Raw genomic sequence first — 21,453 nt, 5'->3', positions numbered from 1 at the left:
AAAACCTTATAATCTAGGGATGTCTTTTTACCACTTTTTGCCTGGCGCTGATGCGCTTTCCCCGTTTCGTCAACAACGACTTTTAGCCTCAATAGCAGCCCAAGGAATTGAGCTGGAGTCTATTGAAGCCCAGTTTCTTCACTTCATTTGGTCTGAAGCGCAACTGAGCAGTCAAAATCAAGAAGTCCTTGCAAGTTTATTGACCTATGGCCAACCCTTTAGTTCGAAAATCGGTGAAGGCAAATCTTGGTTTGGTCTGGCCAATAGTGGGCCCAGTGGTGAGCACAGCGCAATTGTGATTCCCCGTTTAGGCACGGTTTCTCCTTGGGCAAGTAAGGCAACGGATATTGCACAGCAATGCGGCTTGCCTATATTACGAATCGAACGCGGAGTTCAATTTTCCTGGAAGAGTAAAAAAGGATTAAACCGAGAACAGTTGCAATCTGTTTTGACTGCAGTGCACGATCGCATGACAGAAACAGTGATTGATGCTGTTGAGGCTGCAAATGATCTTTATCAAACTTTGGATGATCGTCCATTAAGCCGCATTCCAGTTCTGACCGAGGGTCGTTCGGCTCTAGATCAAGCCAATCAAGAATTGGGCTTAGCCTTATCGGATGATGAAGTTGCCTATTTAACAGAGAACTTTATACGCCTTGAGCGTAATCCTAGCGATGTAGAGCTCATCATGTTTGCGCAAGCCAATAGTGAGCATTGCCGTCATAAGATCTTCAATTCCACTTGGACAATTGATGGTGATGATCAAGAGCGGTCTTTGTTTGCCATGATCCGCAATACACATCAACTCCAACCAGAAGGGACGATTGTTGCCTATTCTGATAATTCAGCAGTCATGGCAGGTTGTGAATCTGAAACTTGGAGTCCTCAAGGCGCTGATCATTGCTACGAAAAAGATACGCGCTTAGTTCATACCTTGATGAAGGTAGAAACTCACAATCATCCAACAGCAATAGCGCCTTTCCCTGGTGCCTCTACTGGTGCTGGCGGGGAGATTCGGGATGAGGGTGCCACTGGCGTAGGCGGTCGTCCTAAGGCAGGATTAACTGGCTTCTCAGTGTCAAACCTCAATATTCCTGGAACTGATCTTCCTTGGGAGAGCGAGCAATACGGCAAGCCTGAACGGATTGCCACACCTTTGCAAATTATGATTGATGGCCCACTGGGCGGTGCTGCATTCAATAATGAATTTGGTCGTCCAATTTTGGGTGGCTACTTCCGGGTTTTTGAGCAAACCTTAGACGGTAAGCGTCGCGGCTATCACAAGCCCATCATGATTGCAGGTGGTATTGGCAGTATTGATGCCATACATACTGCAAAAAAAGCAATTCAATCTGGACACTTGTTAATTCAATTGGGTGGTCCAGGCATGCGGATTGGCATGGGTGGCGCAACTGGTAGCTCAGTAGCTACTGGCACCAATACAGCAGATTTAGATTTTGATTCAGTACAGCGCGGTAATCCAGAAATGGAGCGACGTGCACAAGAAGTGATTAACGCCTGCCGAGCATTGGGTGAGAATAACCCGATTGTGTCTATTCATGACGTTGGCGCAGGCGGCCTATCTAATGCCTTCCCTGAACTTGCTGATGGTGCGGGTTTAGGTGCTACCTTCAAGCTGCGCAGCGTTCCGCTTGAAGAGAGCGGTATGAGCCCTGCTGAGATTTGGTGTAATGAGTCTCAAGAGCGTTATGTACTAGCGATAGAGGCCAAAGACCTCGATTTATTTAAATCTTTTTGCGAGCGTGAACGCTGCCCATTTGCCGTAGTTGGTGAAGCAACTACCGAGCGTCAATTGCAATTAGTCGATTCGAAACATCCGTCAGGTACAGATGCTGCATTACCGATCAACATGCCGATGGAAGTGTTGCTGGGTAAGCCTCCCCGTATGCATCGTGATGTGAAACGTGTTCACCAAGAATTTACAGAACTTGATGTTACTGATACAGATCTAGCGCAATGCATTGCTTGGGTGCTACAGCAACCTACTGTTGCAAGTAAATCGTTCTTAATCACTATTGGCGATAGAACCGTTGGTGGTTTAAATGCGCGCGATCAATTTGTAGGTCCATGGCAAGTACCTGTTGCAGACTGTGCTGTCACTTTGATGGACCATAAGGGCTACCGTGGCGAAGTGATGTCTATGGGTGAAAGATCCCCATTGGCAGTTATTGATGCCCCAGCAGCAGCGCGTATGGCAGTTGGTGAGGCGTTGACCAATTTATTGGCAGCAGATATTCGTCGTCTTGAAGATGTCAAACTATCTGCTAACTGGATGGCTGCTTGCGGTGCTCCAGGCGAAGACGCGAAGTTATATGACTCTGTTAAAGCCGTTGGTATGGAATTGTGTCCCGCCTTGGGTATCTCTATTCCAGTAGGAAAAGATTCATTGTCTATGGCAACCGAATGGCGTGATGGTAGCGGGGCTAAGAAAGTGGTCGCTCCAGTTTCTCTCATTATTTCTGCATTTGCTGCTGTTCAAGACGTTCGCAAAACAGCAACACCATTATTGCAATTAAAAAATCAAGATGGGTCAGTATTAGAAACTGAGTTAATTCTGATTGACTTAGGTCGCGGTCAGAATCGTATGGCTGGCAGTATCTTGGCACAAGTACTCAATCAATCTGGTAAGTCAGCGCCCGATCTAGACCATCCAGAAGATCTCAAGTCATTGGCTAAAGCAATAATTGAGTTGCGCAAAGAAAATAAATTGCTTGCCTATCACGATCGTTCTGATGGTGGCTTGCTGGCTTGTGTAGCCGAGATGGCATTTGCATCGCATACGGGTGTTTCTATCAATGTCGATATGATTGCAGTTGATGCAGGTCAAGAGCCAGATTACGGTGATGCAAAAAACTGGTCGCAGCAAGTATCTGGTCGTCGACATGAACAAACCATTCGCGCTCTATTTAATGAAGAGCTCGGCGCTGTTATTCAAATTCGTAGGGAAAATCGCGATGAAGTCTTTGCAATTTTGCGTCAATTAAGTCTGAGTGCTTATAGCCATGTGATTGGCAAACCTAATACCAATGGGCGGATTGAGATTTGGCGCGATGCTAAGAATATCTTTGCAGAACCGCGTGAGGTATTGCACAAGATGTGGAGCAATACGAGCCATCAAATAGCCCGTTTACGCGATAACCCAGCCTGTGCGGACTCTGAATTTGCACTCTTGGATAACTTATCTGATCCTGGCATGTCGCCAAAGCTTACGTTTGATGCTGCAGAAAATATTGCCGCACCATTCATCGCAAAAAATGCGAGACCAAAAGTAGCCATTTTGCGTGAGCAAGGCGTTAACTCCCATGTAGAAATGGCTTATGCCGTCAATTGGGCTGGATTTGATAGTTACGACGTTCATATGTCAGACCTACTCAGTGGTAAGGCGAAGCTGGATGATTTCCGTGGTCTTATCGCGTGTGGGGGATTTAGTTACGGTGATGTTTTAGGTGCCGGTGAAGGTTGGGCAAAAACCATTTTATTCAATCAAAAACTACGAGATCAATTCTCCAGCTTCTTTAATCGCCAAGATAGTTTTGCCTTAGGCGTTTGCAATGGCTGCCAAATGATGAGCAATCTGGCAGGGATTATTCCTGGTGCTGAGGCTTGGCCGAAGTTCACCCGCAACCAGTCTGAGCAATATGAAGCCCGTTTAGTCATGGCAAAAGTGCTCGCATCGCCTTCCATCTTTACTCAAGGCATGGAAGGTAGCCAACTCCCAATCGCAATTGCACACGGCGAAGGATTTGCCAATTTCAGTCAACAGGGAAGCTTAGATCAGATTACCCAGCAGGGCTTAGCAGCATTACGCTTTGTTGATCACCAAGGCAATCCAACGGAGATCTATCCAATGAATCCCAATGGATCACCTGGGGGCTTAACTGGAGTCACTACCGCTGATGGTCGCTTTACAGTGATGATGCCTCATCCCGAGCGGGTATTCAGAGCAGTACAAATGAGTTGGTGCCCACCAGAGTGGTTGGATACGCCAGATGGCGCTAGCCCTTGGTTGCGTTTGTTCCGTAATGCACGTCGCTGGGCTAATTAAGACCCATTAGATGATGTTGATGGAGCCAGTGACCTTTTCAGAAAGTGGGGGAGTACGCTATCTGCATTTTGGAACTGAACTCATTCAAGGGGCAATGCGTATTCGAGATCCTGATGAAATCTATCTTGAATATAACCAGCAAATGATGGCTTGGTTACTATTTTTAGAGACCAAACCTGGTATGAAGGTGGCGCAATTAGGTTTGGGTACGGGTGCATTGGCAAAGTTTCAACATCGTCACTGTCCGGCAGTAAAAACAACGGTAGTTGAACTCAATCCTGCGGTCATAGTGGCTGCTCGATCTATGTTTTTTATGGCGAATGATGATCGTAGGCTGGAGACACTGCAGGCTGATGCTAAGACGTTTGTTCAATTGAACCGATATAAGAATCAATTTGACGCAGTTCAGGTTGACCTGTATGACGCCATATGTGATGGACCTGCCGCAAGCTCACTGGAGTTTTATCAAGGTTGCTTTGATATTCTAAATAGTCCTGGCGTTATGACGGTGAACTTGTTCTCACGTCATCAAAGTTTTGATATCAATCTTCAGAATATCTGTGAGGCTTTTGATAACCGTGTTTTATTGTTTCCAGAATCGCATGATTGCAATGTTGTCGCAATCGCATTCAAAGGTCCTCAGTTAGAAGCTGAATGGCAGGATGTTTCAAAACGTGCAAAGCTCATTATGGAAAAGACGGGCTTACCTACCAATAAGTGGGTAACTGGTATCAGTCGCGAAAATGCACACCAAGAAAATAAACTCTCGATTTAATCGTTCGGGATCTAAAAGAAAAAGGCGATCACTTAATCGCCTTTTCTATTTTCCAACTTCTTGCTAGCTTGGGATGTTGAGTATTACACCGCTACTGTATCAGCAACGTCGCTAAATGACTTAATCTTGTCGAAGCTCATATATTTATAAACATCGCCAGCCTTAGCATCAAGCGCTTTTACTTGTTCCAAATATTCAGCAGGAGTAGGTAAGCGACCCAAGAGGGCAGCTACAGACGCTAATTCGGCAGATGCCAAATACACACGGGTATCAATACCTAAGCGATTAGGGAAGTTGCGGGTAGAAGTTGATACCGCTGTAGAACCCTTACGAATCTGCGCTTGATTGCCCATGCACAATGAACAACCTGGGCTCTCCATGCGTGCACCAGCCGCGCCCAGCATGCCGTAATAGCCTTCTTCCATCAAGATCATCGCATCCATCTTGGTAGGAGGTGCTACCCATAAACGGGTTGGCATATCTTTCTTGCCTTGTAATACTTGTCCAGCAGCGCGGAAGTGGCCAATGTTTGTCATGCATGAGCCAATGAAGACTTCATCAATCTTATCGCCAGCAACTTCAGACAATATTTTCACATCATCTGGGTCGTTAGGGCAGGCAAGAATAGGCTCTTTGATTTCATCGATATTGATTTCGATGATCTCGGCATAGTCTGCATTCGCATCAGCTTTGAGTAATTGAGGATTTGCAATCCAAGCTTCCATGGCTTTAATACGACGTCCAAGAGTACGCTTGTCTTCATAACCATTGGCAATCATCCACTTCATCAAAGTGATGTTGGACTGCATGTACTCAATGATAGGTTCTTTATTCAGGTGAACGGTGCAGCCGCCAGCAGAGCGTTCAGCAGAAGCATCAGACAATTCAAAGGCTTGCTCAACTTTCAGATCAGGTAAGCCTTCGATTTCTAAAATGCGACCAGAGAAAATATTCTTCTTACCTTGCTTCTCAACTGTCAGCAAACCCTTTTTGATTGCGTACAAAGGGATTGCATTTACTAAGTCACGCAAGGTAATGCCAGGCTGCATCTTGCCTTTAAAACGCACCAATACAGACTCAGGCATATCTAATGGCATGACGCCAGTAGCAGCTGCAAAGGCAACTAAGCCTGATCCAGCAGGAAAGGAAATGCCGATTGGGAAACGGGTGTGGCTATCGCCACCAGTACCGCAAGTATCGGGAAGAAGTAAACGGTTTAACCAACTGTGAATCACACCGTCACCTGGGCGTAATGCAACGCCGCCACGATTTGTCATGAATGGTGGTAATTCGTGTTGTGTACGAATATCCACTGGCTTTGGATAAGCGGAGGTGTGACAAAAAGACTGCATGACCAAGTCAGAAGAGAAACCCAAGCAAGCCAAGTCTTTTAATTCATCACGCGTCATCGGACCGGTGGTGTCTTGTGAGCCAACAGTGGTCATACGTGGTTCGCAATAGGTTCCAGGACGGACGCCTTGACCTTCTGGTAAGCCACAGGCACGACCCACCATCTTCTGGGCCAAGCTGAAACCTTTGTTGTTATCAGGCGGACTTACTGGGAGGCGGAATTCAGTGGAAGCTGGTAAACCCAATGCCGCGCGAGCTTTAGCCGTCAAGCCTCTACCTACGATCAAAGGAATACGTCCACCCGCACGGACTTCATCCAAAATCACTGGGGATTTGAGGGCGAAAGTAGTAATCTCTTGACCGTTCTTAAATACTTTGCCTTCGTAAGGGCGGAGTTCAATCTCATCACCCATATTCATTTGCGATACATCCAATTCGATTGGGAGTGCGCCAGAATCTTCCATGGTATTAAAGAAGATTGGAGCAATGTTGCCACCCAAACAAACGCCACCAAAGCGCTTGTTTGGTACGAATGGAATATCCTGACCAGTCCACCAAAGAACAGAGTTAGTTGCAGACTTACGTGATGAGCCAGTACCCACCACATCACCAACATAAGCAATTTGATTGCCTTTTTTCTGGAGGGTGGCGATTTGCTTCATCGGGCCGCGAACACCAGATTCATCAGGCTCGATACCTGGACGTGGGTTCTTTAGCATGATCGTTGCATGCAAGGGGATATCTGGACGACTCCATGCATCAGGCGCAGGAGAGAGATCGTCAGTATTGGTCTCACCAGTGACTTTGAATACTGTGAGCTTCAGGCTTTCTGGAACAGCAGGGCGCCTCGTAAACCACTCTGCATCAGCCCAGCTTTTCATTACTGCTTTAGCGTTAGCGTTACCTTTTTCAGCTAGCTCATGCACGTCATTGAAATAATCAAACATCAAAAGTGTTTTCTTGAGGGCTTGGGCGGCAGCTGTACCGCATTCGGCATCCGTCAACAGCTCAACCAATGGTTTGATGTTGTAGCCACCAAGCATGGTACCCAATAATTCAGTTGCTTTGACACGCGAAATCAAAGGAGATTTTTCTGTTCCTTTAGCAACGGTATCTAAAAATTCTGCTTTGACCTTGGCGGCATCATCAACCCCTGCTGGAACGCGATTGGTAATAAGCTCTAATAGTTCAGCTTCCTTACCGGCAGGAGGACTTTTGAGTAACTTTACTAATTCAGCAGTTTGATCCTTGGTCAGGGGAAGAGCTGGAATCCCAAGAGCTGCTCTTTCAGCAACTTGTGCGTTATAGGCTTCTAACATTGTGTTTCCTATGAGGTAAAAGTAATCAATAGAAAGGCCAAAAGGGCATTTTCACCCGAATCTTTCAATTATAGTGACTAATTCAAGTCTTATATAAGAGTTTAAACCCTATTGATCATCAAAACCGACCGTTTTGACCAAAACTAGATCACTTGCTCTTCTTTCAGAGCCCAAACTAGAGAAACTACCCAACCAATGAGTGACCATCCTAAAAACAGGTTTAAGGCAAATATGGCCCCTGTGTTGGCCCGTTTCTTATTAAAAGCGATGGCAAAAGGCAAAAAGTAAAAAAGGGATATCAGAGTCATTAGGACCGAAAATAGAAGACGCATGGCGCTTATCTTTCACGAATCCAAGTCTGGGTTCTGCCCAGCAAGGGAATTCCAATGTATGCGCGCAGATCTAATTTGGCCCCTTGTTCCTTAAGCTTCATCTCAGCGCGGTAAATTTCACCATCGTCTGGGTCCAATATATGACCGCCAGAATAGGAATCCCCCGTCTTTTTTAGGCCAGATAGAATTTCCATCCCAATGACTGCCTTGCCTTTACGGTAATCACTGCATTTTTCGCAGGTAGGGAGCGCACTTGGATCTAGTAATTTGGTAACCACCCCTGAAAATAGGCCATTCTTCTCAGTGATGAGGACAATAGCTGCCGGCTGATTGGTGTCATCGTCAAAAGTCTTCCAAGACCCTGCAATCGAGTCTGTTGTCTGAGATGAGATGACATTGACCCCTAGACTCAAAATACTCGCGGCAAAGAGGAAAATTAGAGGTTTTTTCATAGATTTTTTCAATATAACCTTCTTTAGATTTCTGTAAAAGAGGATTGCTATCGTTATAATTACTTTTTCCAACAGAGCTTAAGCGATGACTAAATACGTTTTTGTCACTGGTGGTGTGGTTTCTTCTCTAGGGAAAGGAATCGCAGCTGCCTCGCTTGCCGCGATTCTTGAATCCCGCGGCCTGAAAGTCACCCTCCTAAAATTAGACCCTTATATCAACGTTGATCCTGGCACGATGAGTCCTCTCCAGCACGGTGAGGTTTTTGTGACTGAAGATGGCGCAGAGACTGATTTGGATTTGGGTCACTATGAGCGTTTCGTGTCGGCAAAGATGCGTAAAAGCAATAATTTCACTACTGGTCAGATTTATGAGTCAGTGATCAGCAAAGAGCGTCGCGGTGAATACCTTGGTAAAACAGTTCAGGTTATTCCACACATTACAAATGAAATTCAAGCTTTTGTAGAGCGTGGCGCTAAAGCAAGTCATGATGGCAAAGCGGATATTGCGATTTGTGAAATTGGCGGCACTGTGGGTGATATTGAATCACTCCCTTTTTTAGAGGCTGCGCGGCAGATGAGCCTGCGTTTGCCCACTCATAGTTGCGCATTTGTGCATTTAACTTTAGTGCCCTACATTAGTAGTGCAGGTGAGTTAAAAACCAAGCCCACTCAACACTCGGTTCAAAAATTACGTGAGATAGGCATCATGCCAACAGTATTACTTTGCCGTGCTGATCGACCTATTCCAGATGATGAGCGTGCCAAGATTTCTTTATTTTCGAATGTGCGCGAAGAAGCGGTGATCTCGGTATGGGATGTCGACACGATTTATAAGATTCCAGAAATGCTTCATGCCCAAGGTATGGATGATTTGATTTGTCGTGAGTTACAAATTGATGCTAAACCAGCTAATTTGGCTGTGTGGGCTAAATTGGTTTATGAGTTGGCTAATCCCAAGCATGAAGTGACTATCGGCATGGTTGGTAAATATGTAGAGCTAACTGAATCCTATAAATCTCTCATTGAGGCTTTACGCCATGCAGGTATTCATACGCATACTCGCGTGAACATCAATTACATCGACTCCGAAGTAATTGAAAAAGATGGTGTTGACTGCCTTAAAAAGCTTGATGCAATTTTGGTTCCAGGTGGCTTCGGTAAGCGTGGTACAGAAGGAAAAATCGCTGCAATCCGTTATGCCCGAGAAAACCATGTCCCTTATTTAGGTATTTGCTTGGGTATGCAATTGGCCGTGATTGAGTTTGCCCGACACGTGGCAAACATTACGAAAGCAAACAGTACTGAATTTGACCCCGACACGGATAGTCCTGTTGTTGCTCTCATTACTGAGTGGCTGGATAGAGAGGGGCGTGTTGAGAAGCGCACCAACGATTCTGATCTTGGTGGTTCCATGCGTCTTGGTTCACAACGTTGTCCAGTAAAAGCGGATACCTTAGCGCATCGCATCTATGGTGCCGAGGTCAATGAGCGTCATCGCCATCGTTATGAAGTAAACAATATCTATGTACCAAAACTTGAGCAGTCGGGTTTGATTATTTCTGCGCGTACTCCAAACGAGTCTCTGCCAGAAATGATGGAGCTTCCAGAATCCATGCATCCCTGGTTTTTTGGTGTGCAATTTCACCCAGAATTCACCTCGACGCCGCGGGATGGTCACCCATTGTTCTCAGCGTTCATCAATGCCGCGCTAGCGCATCAAGATGCTGCATTAAAACAAGTTGCCTAAGAGGAAACGATGAGCAAATTCAAGCTTTGTGGTTTCGATGCTGGTCTAGAGCATCGATTCTTTCTGATCGCAGGCCCTTGTGTCATTGAGTCTGAACAATCGGCCATCGATATCGCTGGTCAATTAAAAGAAATTACCGCTACTTTAAAGATCCCATTTATTTACAAGTCTTCCTTTGATAAAGCCAATCGCTCATCAGGAACTTCATTCCGTGGCCTAGGTATGGAAAAGGGTCTTGAGATATTGGCAAAGGTAAAAAAGGAAATTGGCGTTCCGGTACTAACAGATGTGCACGATATTAGTGAAATTGCAGCGGTAGCTCAAGTGGTCGATGTCTTGCAAACACCAGCATTCCTGTGCAGACAGACTGACTTTATTCGCGCTTGCGCCCAAAGTGGTAAGCCAGTGAATTTCAAAAAAGGGCAATTTCTTTCTCCCCATGAGATGCTCAATGTCATTGAAAAAGCCAGAGCGGCGGCAGCTGAGAGTAATCTGCCGGATCAATTTATGGTCTGTGAACGCGGCGCTTCTTTTGGTTATAACAATCTAGTTTCCGATATGCGTAGCCTTGCCATCCTGCGCGAGTCCCATGCGCCCGTGGTATTTGATGCGACTCACTCGGTGCAGTTACCAGGTGGCCAAGGAAACTCTAGTGGTGGTCAGCGTGAATTTGTTCCCGTGTTGGCACGTGCCGCCATAGCCGTTGGCATTAGCGGTCTGTTCATGGAAACCCATCCAGATCCTGCAAAGGCATTATCTGATGGGCCTAATGCTGTGCCACTGAATCGTATGAAAGAATTATTAGAGTCACTAGTGGCAATCGATACAGTGGTTAAATCTAGCGGCTCTTTTTTAGAGAACAGTTTTCAGTAATTAAGTAATTTTTTATACACCCCATTTCATATTGTTTTAAGGAGAAGGTGCATGAGCGCCATTGTTGACATCATCGGTAGAGAAGTTCTGGATTCACGCGGTAACCCAACAGTAGAGTGCGATGTATTGCTCGAGTCTGGTGTAATGGGTCGTGCAGCAGTTCCATCCGGAGCATCCACGGGTTCACGTGAAGCTATTGAGCTACGTGATGGCGATATGTCACGTTACCTAGGTAAAGGTGTTCTTAAGGCCGTTCAAAATATCAATGTTGAGATTGCTGAAACTATTCTTGGTTTAGATGCTAGTGAACAAGCCTTCCTAGATCACACCCTCATTGATTTAGATGGCACCCATAACAAAGCTCGGCTCGGTGCTAATGCAACGCTGGCTGTTTCTATGGCAGTAGCTAGAGCTGCCGCTGAAGAAGCAGGTTTACCTTTATATCGTTATTTTGGTGGCTCTGGTGGTATGCAATTACCCGTGCCGATGATGAACATTGTGAATGGAGGTGCACACGCCAATAACAGCTTAGACATCCAAGAATTTATGGTGATGCCGGTAGGCGCAGAAAACTTCCGTGATGCCCTACGCTGCGGCGCTGAAATTTTCCATGAGCTTAAAAAGATTATTGGCGCTCAAGGCATGCCGACAACAGTTGGCGATGAAGGGGGCTTTGCACCGAATTTCAGGAGCAATCAAGAGTGCTTGCAAACCATCATGAAGGCTATTGAGGGCGCCGGCTACCAAGCTGGTGAAGATGTTCTCTTGGCTTTGGATTGCGCCGCTAGTGAGTTTTATAAAGACGGTAAATATCTTTTATCTGGTGAGGGCCTGCAACTGAGCTCAAGCGAGTTCTCAGACTACCTAGGCAATTTAGCGGATCAGTTCCCAATTGTCTCCATTGAAGATGGCATGCATGAGAGTGATTGGGATGGCTGGGCTGATATTACCCAGAAGTTGGGCAAAAAGATTCAGTTAGTAGGCGATGATCTCTTTGTAACCAACACCCGCATCCTCAAAGAAGGTATTGAAAAGGGAATCGCTAATTCGATTTTGATCAAAATTAATCAAATTGGCACCTTGACTGAGACCTTCGCTGCTATTGAGATGGCTAAGCGCGCTAATTACACCGCTGTGATTTCTCATCGCTCAGGTGAGACCGAAGACAGTACGATTGCCGATATTGCTGTTGGTACTAATGCTGGACAGATTAAGACGGGTTCCTTATCACGCTCAGACCGGATTGCTAAGTACAACCAACTTTTGCGCATTGAAGAAGATTTGGGTGATGTAGCAAGCTACCCTGGGAAGTCTGTGTTCTACAACTTGAAACGCTAAGCATTCAGTTTTTATGCGCATTGTTATCTACTCGATGCTGGTATTGCTGATTGCAATTCAGTACCCACTTTGGTTGGGAAAGGGTGGATGGTTAAAGGTTTACGAGATGGAAAAGCAAGTAGAGCTTCAAGAGGCTAAAAATAGCCTCTTGGCTTTGCGTAATGCAAAGCTTGCAGGCGATGTCAAAGATTTAAAAGACGGAACCCGTGCCATTGAGGAGCGCGCTCGGGTTGAGCATGGTCTTATTAAAGACGGTGAGTTTTTTGTACAAATCCTGCCTGCTGATAAGTCTTCAGGTACTCAAGTTACCAAGCAATAAGATATCAGTGGCCGCTTGAGGGCGGTCTGGTGGCGTCACTCAACAAATCTGTTTTAAATACTTGCAGACAATCTACTGCATCAAAACGGTAAGGTTTTGCACAGAAGTCACAGATGGTTTCTACAGAGCCTTGTTCTGCCAAGATGCTTTGCACTTCCTCTTCACCCAACATTCTCAAGATATCAGCCACTTTTGTACGAGAGCAACGGCACGCAAAGCGGATAGGGCGTGCGGGGAAGCTCCTCACACCATTCTCTGCAGACTCTTCAAGGAATAAGCGTCTCAAGATGGTTTCTGGAGGAAGAGTCAATAGCTCTTCATCAGTAATTGTTTCACCTAAAGTTTGGATGCGTGACCAGCCTTCTGCAGCGACCTGAGGATCTAAGTGAATATGGCCTCCAGAGTTTGGAAGACGTTGTAATAAAAGTCCGCCAATATGACTTTCATTCGAGGCCAGCCAAATACGGGTATCTAACTGTTCAGAATTTTGCATGTATAGCGCTATTGCCTCAGCTGCGCTAGCAACAGGCTGAAGCACCTCACCCTGATACTCTTGAAGTGCGACTATGCCTTGATAAGGCGCTTGGCCAGGTTCACGGTCTGCAGGATCTAGAGTAATCACAAGCCTGCCTGAATTACCGGCATCTAGTAGCTCTCCTAAGCTTGCGCCTTCCGATATTTCGGAGGGATCAACTGATAGTTTGACAGTGGCACGCATTGAGAGGTCGGATTTACATTCGACCACGAGCAACTGAATAGGGCCCTTACTTTGAGCCTGGATGATGAGGGTGCCATCAAACTTTAAACTGGCACTCAGGAGTGTTGCAGCACCAACGAAGTCTCCGAGGATGCGACGTACCGCTGGAGGGTCGTTACGACGCTCCAAAACTGCCTGCCAGGCAGTCCCGATAGAGACAATTTCCCCGCGAACTGGGGCACCGTCACACATAAATACAAGCAATTCATTCATAGCTCAAAGTATCCATGTTTTTTGATTTGGGTGCCCATTTGGCCGACCTGAGATAATACTCACTATGCATATTCGTACACGATTCGCCCCCAGTCCCACGGGCTTCATTCATTTGGGAAATCTTCGCAGCGCACTCTATCCCTGGGCTTTTGCACGCCATAATCAAGGCGATTTCATTCTTCGCATTGAAGATACGGATGTTGAGCGTTCCACGCAAGAGGCCGTAGACGTCATCATTGAAGGTATGGCGTGGTTAGGCATGGATATCGACGAAGGTCCCATCTATCAAATGCAGCGTATTGATCGCTATCGTGAAGTGATCAAGCAAATGGTGGCATCTGGATTGGCATATCCCTGCTATATGAGTGAGGATGAACTCAACAAACTCCGTGACCAGCAGATGGCTAATAAAGAAAAGCCGCGTTATAACGGATTGTGGCGGCCAGAGCCAGGCAAAACTTTGCCGGCCATTCCGGAAGGTGTTCTACCGGTGATTCGTTTTAAAAACCCGCTTGGTGGATCTGTGATGTGGGATGATGCCGTCAAAGGTCAAATTGAAATTTCGAATGATGAGTTGGATGACCTAGTCATTGCGAGGCCGGATGGTACTCCCACCTATAACTTCTGCGTAGTGGTGGATGACTTGGATATGAAGATTACTCACGTCATACGCGGTGATGATCATGTGAACAATACGCCACGCCAAATCAATATCATGAAAGCTCTCGGCGGGACTCCGCCTGTCTATGCCCATTTACCCACCGTCTTAAACGACTCTGGTGAAAAGATGAGCAAACGCAATGGCGCCATGAGTGTGCGGGATTATCAAAAAGCAGGGTATCTGCCGGACGCTATCTTGAACTACTTGGCGCGTTTGGGCTGGTCACATGGTGATGCAGAGGTATTTACTAAGGAGCAATTTGTCAATTGGTTTGATCTTGATAGTCTGGGTCGCTCACCAGCTCAACATAACCCTGAAAAGCTCCTTTGGCTTAACCATCAATATATTCAAAATGCAGATCCAGCTAACTTGGCACAAGCAACCAAGCCTTTTGCTCATGCACTAGGTATTAATACTGAAAGTGGTCCGAACTTTATTCAAGTGGTTGCTTTATTAAAGGATCGCGCCAATACCTTGATTGAGATTGCGGAAGGATCAAAGTTATTTTATCTGCCAGCGCCGCAAATCAATGCGCAACAAATTGCAGAGAATATTCCTCAAGCTGTAGTTCCTGCATTAAAAGATTTGATTGAAGCTATTCAAAATGCAGAGCCAAGTAAAGAAGCTTATAGCGCTGCATTCAAACAAGTCCTAGCAAAGCACCAACTCAAAATGCCAGCCTTAGCAATGCCTGTTCGTTATGCATTATTTGCAACTACTCAGACACCAGCCATTGATTCTGTATTAGTCGTTTTGGGTAAAGAGGAGGCGGTAAATAGGCTCTCGAAGGTCGTCCTGTAGGCAATTTGCGTGCTTGCGTAAAAATAGGCTAAAATCTTGGATTGTTTTGATTGTCTTGTGGTTTTATTGCGAGATTTCGGGGGTATAGCTCAGCTGGGAGAGCGCTTGCATGGCATGCAAGAGGTCAGCGGTTCGATCCCGCTTATCTCCACCAAAAATTAAGACATTTGTAGTTTGCAGTAGTCCAGGTCCCCATCGTCTAGAGGCCTAGGACATCACCCTTTCACGGTGAGTACGGGGGTTCGAATCCCCCTGGGGACGCCAGATCTTTTTGGTAGTAGTTTTTTTGATTCACTTGTAGCAATTTGGAGCGGTAGTTCAGTTGGTTAGAATATCTGCCTGTCACGCAGAGGGTCGCGGGTTCGAGTCCCGTCCGTTCCGCCAAATTACAAAATAAAAAGCCTCCAACTGGAGGCTTTTTATTTATAAATTATGCAACTCGATTGCGGAGTGGTTTAGAGCTCATATCCGAGTAATAACTTTCAATGCCTAGATTACCGCCAGCAGCTCTTGCAAGGAAACGCAATACTTCATTCAAGACAACTTCACGCTCATTATCAATGGTGACAATGTGGTAACTATTGCCCAGCCAAATCATTCTTCGCAAATCTGATTTTGTATTTGCTAGGATCTTCTCTGCAGACCAAACAGTGCAAGTATCGTCCTCGACCGATTGAACAATAAGCAGTCTAGAAATGATTGATTCTAAATTTTTGGTGACATAAGACATTAAGCCTTGTGCTTCATGCAAATGTCTTGCTGTTATGTGCGGTGCCCCCACTTCAGATAACTCATTGGCTTTAAATTTATCGCGAACTCGTCTACGTAAATCAGGATTTTTAATCCCAAATGGCTCGCGTTCTGAATATTTCCAATCTCGGACACCCAATTTATAGGCAATATCCAAAAGAAACCTGTACCAAGGAACAGACCAGCCGTCATAACGCAATACGGGGGAGAGCAAGGCAATGGATGAGATATCCGTTCTTTGACTAGCAAGGGCAAGGGCCAAGGTTGAGCCCATACTAATGCCGGCTAGATTAATAGTTTTATATTGACCCTTCAGTTCATCAATTGTGTGGTGCAGCTGGCTAATCCAAGTTTGATAAATATCGGGAGGGGATCCGTATAAGTAGCCTTTAATTTCTGGTGTGAGCGTTTCAAACCCATTTGCATTTAAAAAATTAGGTAATTGGCCGAGCTCTAAACCGCCTCCATTTAATCCTGGCAGCAGAATAGTAATGCTCTGTTTCAAGTTTTCTGTTGTATTTCTATAGGGCATTCACACGGTGACTTAATTTTGGTATCTAATGGTAAATAAGCTCTAAGCATACACCGACTCAGAAATCCATGAAAAATAACCTTAACGCCTTTAGATGGTGCCCCAATAAGAGTGCAGGGTATTTAAACGCTTGCATCGGGGTTTTTTTCGCTTTCTGCATTCGGCTTGGTCTTCAGCCCTATATTGAGGAAGCGCTGCCACTATTCTTTTTTCAGATTAATACGATTGTGATTGCATTCTTTTTTGGAATGGGCCCAGCTCTATTAACCTTAGCAATTAGCATCCCATTAATTTCCTATTTTTTTATGGCGCCATATTACGAATTTACTGTGATTGATTCTAGGGATATATCAGTACTGATTGCTTATGCGTCCTACACAATATTAGTCGGCCTTTTAATCGAGTGGCTGCGACGCGAACAATACAACGCCAAAATGGCTATTTTAGTAAGCGAGTCTCGCTATAAAATGATGGTGGAGGGTGATGCCAAAATTCGGGAGCTTGTGAAAAATTCCCCCCCCCCCCAGGCTAATTAACTAGCTTTTTATTAATTTCTTTACTTAGATGTCACTTTTGGAGCAGATAGATAAAGCGGCTCTACTGCAGGCATGAGTTCTGAGAGTTGCTCAATTCTGGTTTCACCAGAAGGGTGGGTGGACAAAAACTCTGGTGGGCCTTTCCCTTGAGTTGCCTTATTCATCTTTTGCCAAACACTAATGGCAGCTTGTGGTTTAAAGCCAGCTCTAGCAGCCAGTTCCAGTCCAATTGCATCCGCCTCTGATTCGTTTTGTCTAGAGTTAGGTAATACCAAAATATATTGAGCCGCTTGATTGGCTGCGCTAATCGCTGAACCATAAGCTCCTGCCGCAGCCATAGCAATATTAGTAACAGCGCTCTGAGCCATGGCCTGTGATAAACGTTCTCGACCATGTTCACGCAAGGCATGGGCAATTTCATGACCCATGATGGCCGCAATCTCATCATCAGTCAGATTCAGTTGTTCAATTAAGCCCGAATAAAAGGTGATCTTTCCGCCCGGTGCGCAAGTAGCATTCAGAATCGGCGCATTGATTAAAACCAATTGCCAATTCCACTGGCGGGTATCGTCACGAAAGACTCCCGTTTGAGAAATTAATCGGTTGGAGATTGCCTTGAGCCTATCGTATTCAGGACCGGATGTAAGCAGAATATTTTTTTCTTTGGCTTTTTGATTCTGCTCGTTGTAACTAACAGCAGACAAACGATCCACTTCAGAAGCGGATACTACTAAGAACTGAGATCGGTTTACACCTACCGCTCCTGACCTGGTGGTATTAGCGCAGGCCAAGAGGAGTGAGGTAAGCGCAAGAGTAGTAAGTACCTTGAAACAAACTGCCGTTAGTTGCATCTACAGGTCTTATTTTTTTGGAGAGGTAATTGAGGCAGCCATGGCATCGTAATAAATGACTTTAACTTGCTCGCCAACATTCACATCAGCTAAAAGAGCGGGGTTCTTGACCATCACGGTAGTGATCTTGCCGCTAGGGCCCTTAACAGAAACCAATTACTTATCACGATTGACTTCGACTATATCGGCAATGATGGTTGTTTTGTTGGAAATGGTTTCGGTTGGCTTTTCATTACCTTTAGAGGTTGTTACTGTATTAGTTTCAACTTTGCTACGAACGCCATCACTCTTGGTTTTAATCAATTCGATAGCAACTGCTAATTGATATGTAACGCTGAGACGATCCCCTTTTTTAATTTGATCAAAATTGGTGATTTCAGAGCCGGCAACAAATTTTGATTCTCCTTCTTTATTTTTGAAGGTGATAGTGCGCGTCTTTTTGTCTACTTTTAAAACATTACCTTCATAGAGTAGGTAGCTGTTATCCACTACTGCGGCATCGATTACCATGGGCTGATTAGCAGATGAAGGAGAACTACCGGCTTGAGCAAAAGCAGTGCCTAAGCCTGCAAGGCCGACTGCAAGAGCCAGGGAGATTTGGATAAATTGAGTATTCATTGTTTTCCTTATGGGATAAAAGCGTTTTTTCAATATTAGCCTACTTTCATTGCCTATTAAGCACTAATCGAGCCCTATTGCATTTCGGGAAGAAAATTGGCTTCTTTGTTAAGATTCGTTATCAATTCTTCATTCTTCTAAAGGTTTGCGATGCCACAATTTGCTGCTAACTTAACCATGCTATTTAATGAGGCACCATTTTTAGAGCGCTTCGAAAGAGCCAGTAAAGCCGGATTTAATGCGGTTGAGTTCCTTTTCCCTTACGCCTATTCTGCTGCAGAGATCAAACAACAATTAGATCAACACCAACTGACATTAGTGCTGCATAACCTGCCAGCTGGAGATTGGGATGCAGGAGAGCGAGGCATTGCATGTCATCCTGATCGCGTAGAAGAATTCCGCCAGGGTGTTGCTAGAGCCATTGAATACGCCAGAGTATTAGGAGTTCAACAACTGAATTGTTTAGCTGGGAAGACCCCTGTGGGAGTCGATCCAAAACTTCTTCATGCAACCTTAGTAGAAAATCTTCGCTATGCTGCAGCGGAGCTCAAAAAAGCAAATCTTCGTTTATTGATTGAACCAATTAATACCTTTGATATTCCTGGATTCTTTTTAAATACTACCAAACAGGCTGCAGATATTTTGGCTGAAGTTGCTGCCGATAATCTCTTCATTCAATACGATATCTATCATGCACAGCGCATGGAAGGTGAGCTAGCAAATACCATTGAAAAGAATCTCTCCAAAATTGGCCATATTCAACTAGCTGACAATCCTGGTCGCAATGAGCCTGGCACTGGAGAAATCAATTACCCATACTTGTTCAAGTTCCTTGACCGAATTGGCTATCATGGTTGGATAGGTTGTGAATACAAACCTGCCACCAATACTGAAGCGGGTCTTGGCTGGATGAAGCATCTCAATTCATAAAAAACGATTTATAACGGAGACTCTATGAGCAATCAAATGAAATTAGGATTTGTTGGTTTAGGTATTATGGGTGCCCCTATGGCTGGGCATCTTGTGAATGCAGGACATCAGGTATTTATTAATACTCGCACCAAGGTTCCTGCCGATCTTGCTAGCTCTAAAGCCATTCAGTGCAAAAGCCCGAAAGAGGTTGCTGAGAGTGCAGATATCATCTTTACGATGGTTCCCGACACTCCAGATGTTGAGAAAGTCTTATTTGGTGAGAACGGAATCGCCTCTGGATTATCCAAAGGCAAAGTTGTTGTCGATATGAGCTCTATTTCGCCAATCGCAACGAAAGAGTTTGCTAAAAAGATTAATGCCTTGGGTTGTGACTACCTGGATGCCCCGGTATCTGGTGGCGAGGTTGGCGCTAAGAATGCCACTTTATCCATCATGGTTGGTGGTGATGAGTCTGTATTTAACAAGGTAAAGCCGATTATGGATTTAATGGGCAAGAACATTAACTTAGTTGGCGCTAATGGTGACGGTCAAACTGCTAAGGTGGCTAATCAAATCATTGTTGCCCTCAATATTGAAGCTGTTGCTGAGGCACTATTGTTTGCATCTAAAGCAGGTGCTGATCCCGCTAAAGTTCGCCAAGCATTGATGGGCGGCTTTGCGAGTTCAAAGATTCTTGAAGTGCACGGCGAACGTATGGTCAAGCGTACTTTTGACCCTGGATTCAGAATCGAGTTACATCAAAAAGATTTAAACCTAGCGCTCAATAGTGCTCGCGCCCTTGGAGTTTCTTTACCTAATACCGCGACTGCGCAAGAATTATTCAATGCTTGTGCAGCTCATGGTGGCAAAGCCTGGGATCACTCAGCGATGGTCAAAGCCTTAGAGAAATTAGCAAACTTTGAAGTAGGGCAAAAGTCTTAATTTGCATGTCTTCAACCCTGCTGGTTTACCTTCACGGATTTCGCTCTTCTCCTCGATCTAGTAAGGCGGTGATGACGGGCGAAGCTGTGAGGGCTCTAGCCACTAAAGCAAATCCATATGAATGGTATTGCCCTCAGTTGCTGGCCTCTCCGAAGGAAAGCATGGAGATGGTGCTTTCCCACATTGATCAATCTATGGCTGATCGTGTTGTTGTGATTGGTTCATCTCTGGGCGGTTTTTACGCCAACTATCTTGCAGAGAAGTATGGCTGCAAAGCGATCGCCTTGAATCCTGCGGTACATGCAGCACGTGACCTTGCACCACATGTAGGGATGATGACTGCATATGATAGCGATGAACCTTTTGATTTTCGTCCAGAATATATCGACGAACTCAAGGCGCTGCAGGTTGAGAAAATTTCTGATCCATCCCGTTATTTTTTAATAGCGGCTAAGGGCGACGAGCTTTTAGACTGGCATGAAATGGTCGACTTCTATCCAGGTGCCCAGCAACTTGTTTTGGAGGGTAGCGATCATGGAATTGCAGACTATGCCGATCACCTGCCCAAAGTTCTTCAGTTCATTTCCACCAAATAAGCCCTTTTATTGATTGCTTGCAGCTTCTTCTGTAAGATGATCTAAACGATCGTAGCTACTTGCTGCGACCTAGAAAGGAGAGTTTGTGCTGAGCATCTTGAAATTGGACGCAGGTGGAATTCCCCAGGGTTGGGTTAACGCTGAGGAGGCAACAAAGCATTACGCCGACAGTAGTGTCTTATGGACCCTCGGTGATCCCATTATGAGAATGCGCGGTGGCATTTCTCGCGCAAGCGGCTTGCAGTCAGTGATAGAACTTCACTCCATCATCGCCATCAAAGGAACATCAAAGATTAATTTATTTGATGTTGTTCCAGTGATTACTAAGCACAAATTATTCAAGCGTGATCGAGGCTTATGCGCCTATTGTGGTGATTCAATTCATGAGAATCACGCTGAGGCAGAGCACATCATTCCCAATAGTCGGGGTGGTAAATATTCTTGGATGAATTTAGTCATATCCTGTCGCCCTTGTAACCAACGCAAAGGTAACCGTACGCCAGAACAAGCGGGCATGGGTCTGCTTTATACCCCCTATATGCCTAGTCTCTATGAGGACATGATCCTTAAAGGCCGTAATATTTTGGCTGATCAAATGGACTTTCTTGCAGCTAATCTCCCTAAAAATAGCCGCTTGCTTGAGGGCTTCTCCTGAGACATGGTTTAGTGTCACAAAGTTTTAGCCCAAAAATCCGCACACACTCGTTGCGGAT

20 protein-coding genes and 3 tRNA genes are annotated in these 21,453 nt (G+C 45.3%); 15 read left to right on the top strand and 8 right to left on the bottom strand.

Annotated features, from left to right (window positions below):
• Positions 1-19 precede the first annotated feature (19 nt).
• Together purL and AOC29_RS05425 are read left to right on the top strand one after the other, a co-directional pair.
• A complete protein-coding gene (gene purL, locus AOC29_RS05430) occupies positions 20-4,066 on the top strand; it encodes a phosphoribosylformylglycinamidine synthase (protein WP_215297173.1) in 4,047 nt (1,348 codons plus the stop codon).
• A 10-nt stretch (positions 4,067-4,076) separates the two neighbouring features.
• A complete protein-coding gene (locus AOC29_RS05425; protein ID WP_251370076.1) occupies positions 4,077-4,841 on the top strand; it encodes a spermidine synthase in 765 nt (254 codons plus the stop codon).
• Between the two features lie 83 nt (positions 4,842-4,924).
• Here AOC29_RS05425 and AOC29_RS05420 read toward each other — a convergent pair whose 3' ends face one another.
• The 3 genes from AOC29_RS05420 to AOC29_RS05410 form a co-directional block, all read right to left on the bottom strand.
• Positions 4,925-7,510 (bottom strand): bifunctional aconitate hydratase 2/2-methylisocitrate dehydratase, encoded by a 2,586-nt coding sequence (locus tag AOC29_RS05420; protein ID WP_215297172.1) that lies wholly within the window; start codon positions 7,508-7,510, stop codon positions 4,925-4,927.
• Between the two features lie 143 nt (positions 7,511-7,653).
• The gene (locus AOC29_RS05415) at positions 7,654-7,818 is read right to left on the bottom strand and encodes a superinfection immunity protein (protein ID WP_251370103.1); all 165 of its coding nucleotides are present in this window, start codon (positions 7,816-7,818) and stop codon (positions 7,654-7,656) included.
• Between the two features lie 29 nt (positions 7,819-7,847).
• Entirely contained in the window at positions 7,848-8,294 is a 447-nt protein-coding gene (locus AOC29_RS05410; RefSeq protein WP_215297168.1) for a DUF2147 domain-containing protein, read from the bottom strand.
• An 85-nt stretch (positions 8,295-8,379) separates the two neighbouring features.
• Between AOC29_RS05410 and AOC29_RS05405 the strand changes: the two genes are divergently transcribed.
• From AOC29_RS05405 to ftsB, 4 genes are read left to right on the top strand one after another with little or no spacing between them, the layout of a single operon-like run.
• Complete coding sequence (locus AOC29_RS05405; RefSeq protein WP_215297167.1) at positions 8,380-10,041, top strand: CTP synthase; 1,662 nt, start codon at positions 8,380-8,382, stop codon at positions 10,039-10,041.
• A gap of 9 nt (positions 10,042-10,050) precedes the next feature.
• Positions 10,051-10,914, top strand: a complete 864-nt coding sequence (gene kdsA, locus AOC29_RS05400; protein WP_215297165.1) for a 3-deoxy-8-phosphooctulonate synthase — start codon at positions 10,051-10,053, stop codon at positions 10,912-10,914.
• A 51-nt stretch (positions 10,915-10,965) separates the two neighbouring features.
• Complete coding sequence (gene eno / locus AOC29_RS05395) at positions 10,966-12,252, top strand: phosphopyruvate hydratase (protein ID WP_215297164.1); 1,287 nt, start codon at positions 10,966-10,968, stop codon at positions 12,250-12,252.
• 13 nt (positions 12,253-12,265) lie between these two features.
• Complete coding sequence (ftsB, locus tag AOC29_RS05390; RefSeq protein WP_215297162.1) at positions 12,266-12,571, top strand: cell division protein FtsB; 306 nt, start codon at positions 12,266-12,268, stop codon at positions 12,569-12,571.
• A 4-nt stretch (positions 12,572-12,575) separates the two neighbouring features.
• On the opposite strand, the gene AOC29_RS05385 is transcribed toward ftsB, so the two are convergent.
• Complete coding sequence (locus tag AOC29_RS05385; RefSeq protein ID WP_215297160.1) at positions 12,576-13,541, bottom strand: Hsp33 family molecular chaperone HslO; 966 nt, start codon at positions 13,539-13,541, stop codon at positions 12,576-12,578.
• A gap of 64 nt (positions 13,542-13,605) precedes the next feature.
• Here AOC29_RS05385 and gltX point away from each other — a divergent pair, with 64 nt between their 5' ends.
• The 4 genes from gltX (at position 13,606) to AOC29_RS05365 (ending at position 15,387) form a co-directional block, all read left to right on the top strand.
• The gene (gltX, locus tag AOC29_RS05380; RefSeq protein WP_215297157.1) at positions 13,606-15,003 is read left to right on the top strand and encodes a glutamate--tRNA ligase; all 1,398 of its coding nucleotides are present in this window, start codon (positions 13,606-13,608) and stop codon (positions 15,001-15,003) included.
• 78 nt (positions 15,004-15,081) lie between these two features.
• Positions 15,082-15,157: transfer RNA gene (locus tag AOC29_RS05375), tRNA-Ala, on the top strand.
• Positions 15,158-15,191: 34 nt separating this feature from the next.
• Positions 15,192-15,267: transfer RNA gene (locus tag AOC29_RS05370), tRNA-Glu, on the top strand.
• Between the two features lie 43 nt (positions 15,268-15,310).
• A tRNA-Asp gene (locus AOC29_RS05365) sits at positions 15,311-15,387 on the top strand.
• A 46-nt stretch (positions 15,388-15,433) separates the two neighbouring features.
• Here the strand turns inward: AOC29_RS05365 and AOC29_RS05360 are convergent.
• Positions 15,434-16,258 (bottom strand): carboxylesterase, encoded by an 825-nt coding sequence (locus tag AOC29_RS05360; protein WP_215297155.1) that lies wholly within the window; start codon positions 16,256-16,258, stop codon positions 15,434-15,436.
• Between the two features lie 95 nt (positions 16,259-16,353).
• On the opposite strand from AOC29_RS05360, the gene AOC29_RS05355 reads away from it, so the two are divergent.
• Entirely contained in the window at positions 16,354-16,821 is a 468-nt protein-coding gene (locus AOC29_RS05355) for a DUF4118 domain-containing protein (protein ID WP_215297153.1), read from the top strand.
• Positions 16,822-16,841: 20 nt separating this feature from the next.
• On the opposite strand, the gene AOC29_RS05350 is transcribed toward AOC29_RS05355, so the two are convergent.
• Genes AOC29_RS05350 through AOC29_RS05340 form a run of 3 tightly spaced genes read right to left on the bottom strand, consistent with a single transcriptional unit; the run spans position 16,842 to position 18,290 of the window.
• The gene (locus AOC29_RS05350; protein WP_215297151.1) at positions 16,842-17,672 is read right to left on the bottom strand and encodes a M48 family metallopeptidase; all 831 of its coding nucleotides are present in this window, start codon (positions 17,670-17,672) and stop codon (positions 16,842-16,844) included.
• Positions 17,673-17,681: 9 nt separating this feature from the next.
• A complete protein-coding gene (locus AOC29_RS05345; RefSeq protein WP_215297150.1) occupies positions 17,682-17,828 on the bottom strand; it encodes a hypothetical protein in 147 nt (48 codons plus the stop codon).
• Positions 17,829-18,290, bottom strand: a complete 462-nt coding sequence (locus AOC29_RS05340; RefSeq protein WP_215297148.1) for a hypothetical protein — start codon at positions 18,288-18,290, stop codon at positions 17,829-17,831.
• A gap of 150 nt (positions 18,291-18,440) precedes the next feature.
• Here AOC29_RS05340 and hyi point away from each other — a divergent pair, with 150 nt between their 5' ends.
• From hyi to AOC29_RS05320, 4 genes are all read left to right on the top strand, one after another.
• Entirely contained in the window at positions 18,441-19,220 is a 780-nt protein-coding gene (hyi, locus tag AOC29_RS05335; RefSeq protein ID WP_215297146.1) for a hydroxypyruvate isomerase, read from the top strand.
• Positions 19,221-19,244: 24 nt separating this feature from the next.
• Positions 19,245-20,144, top strand: coding sequence for a 2-hydroxy-3-oxopropionate reductase (glxR, locus tag AOC29_RS05330; protein ID WP_215297144.1), 900 nt, complete (start codon positions 19,245-19,247; stop codon positions 20,142-20,144).
• 5 nt (positions 20,145-20,149) lie between these two features.
• A complete protein-coding gene (locus AOC29_RS05325) occupies positions 20,150-20,740 on the top strand; it encodes a YqiA/YcfP family alpha/beta fold hydrolase (protein ID WP_215297143.1) in 591 nt (196 codons plus the stop codon).
• Between the two features lie 85 nt (positions 20,741-20,825).
• A complete protein-coding gene (locus AOC29_RS05320; RefSeq protein WP_371819542.1) occupies positions 20,826-21,395 on the top strand; it encodes an HNH endonuclease in 570 nt (189 codons plus the stop codon).
• Positions 21,396-21,453: the final 58 nt, after the last annotated feature.

The sequence above is a fragment of the Polynucleobacter sp. JS-JIR-5-A7 genome, assembly GCF_018687935.1.
In the GTDB taxonomy this organism is placed as follows: Bacteria; Pseudomonadota; Gammaproteobacteria; order Burkholderiales; family Burkholderiaceae; genus Polynucleobacter.
The sequence above is the reverse complement of the archived record's forward strand: the minus strand, read 5'-3'. Positions and strand labels throughout refer to the sequence as shown.

Excerpts from the sequence above, each read along its gene's own strand:
- purL (WP_215297173.1), top strand. The coding sequence starts at position 20 with ATGTCTTTTTACCACTTTTTGCCTGGCGCTGATGCGCTTTCCCCGTTT.
- AOC29_RS05425 (WP_251370076.1), top strand. The coding sequence starts at position 4,077 with ATGATGTTGATGGAGCCAGTGACCTTTTCAGAAAGTGGGGGAGTACGC.
- AOC29_RS05420 (WP_215297172.1), bottom strand. The coding sequence starts at position 7,510 with ATGTTAGAAGCCTATAACGCACAAGTTGCTGAAAGAGCAGCTCTTGGG.
- AOC29_RS05415 (WP_251370103.1), bottom strand. The coding sequence starts at position 7,818 with ATGACTCTGATATCCCTTTTTTACTTTTTGCCTTTTGCCATCGCTTTT.
- AOC29_RS05410 (WP_215297168.1), bottom strand. The coding sequence starts at position 8,294 with ATGAAAAAACCTCTAATTTTCCTCTTTGCCGCGAGTATTTTGAGTCTA.
- AOC29_RS05405 (WP_215297167.1), top strand. The coding sequence starts at position 8,380 with ATGACTAAATACGTTTTTGTCACTGGTGGTGTGGTTTCTTCTCTAGGG.
- kdsA (WP_215297165.1), top strand. The coding sequence starts at position 10,051 with ATGAGCAAATTCAAGCTTTGTGGTTTCGATGCTGGTCTAGAGCATCGA.
- eno (WP_215297164.1), top strand. The coding sequence starts at position 10,966 with ATGAGCGCCATTGTTGACATCATCGGTAGAGAAGTTCTGGATTCACGC.
- ftsB (WP_215297162.1), top strand. The coding sequence starts at position 12,266 with ATGCGCATTGTTATCTACTCGATGCTGGTATTGCTGATTGCAATTCAG.
- AOC29_RS05385 (WP_215297160.1), bottom strand. The coding sequence starts at position 13,541 with ATGAATGAATTGCTTGTATTTATGTGTGACGGTGCCCCAGTTCGCGGG.
- gltX (WP_215297157.1), top strand. The coding sequence starts at position 13,606 with ATGCATATTCGTACACGATTCGCCCCCAGTCCCACGGGCTTCATTCAT.
- AOC29_RS05355 (WP_215297153.1), top strand. The coding sequence starts at position 16,354 with ATGAAAAATAACCTTAACGCCTTTAGATGGTGCCCCAATAAGAGTGCA.
- AOC29_RS05350 (WP_215297151.1), bottom strand. The coding sequence starts at position 17,672 with ATGCAACTAACGGCAGTTTGTTTCAAGGTACTTACTACTCTTGCGCTT.
- AOC29_RS05340 (WP_215297148.1), bottom strand. The coding sequence starts at position 18,290 with ATGAATACTCAATTTATCCAAATCTCCCTGGCTCTTGCAGTCGGCCTT.
- hyi (WP_215297146.1), top strand. The coding sequence starts at position 18,441 with ATGCCACAATTTGCTGCTAACTTAACCATGCTATTTAATGAGGCACCA.
- glxR (WP_215297144.1), top strand. The coding sequence starts at position 19,245 with ATGAGCAATCAAATGAAATTAGGATTTGTTGGTTTAGGTATTATGGGT.
- AOC29_RS05325 (WP_215297143.1), top strand. The coding sequence starts at position 20,150 with ATGTCTTCAACCCTGCTGGTTTACCTTCACGGATTTCGCTCTTCTCCT.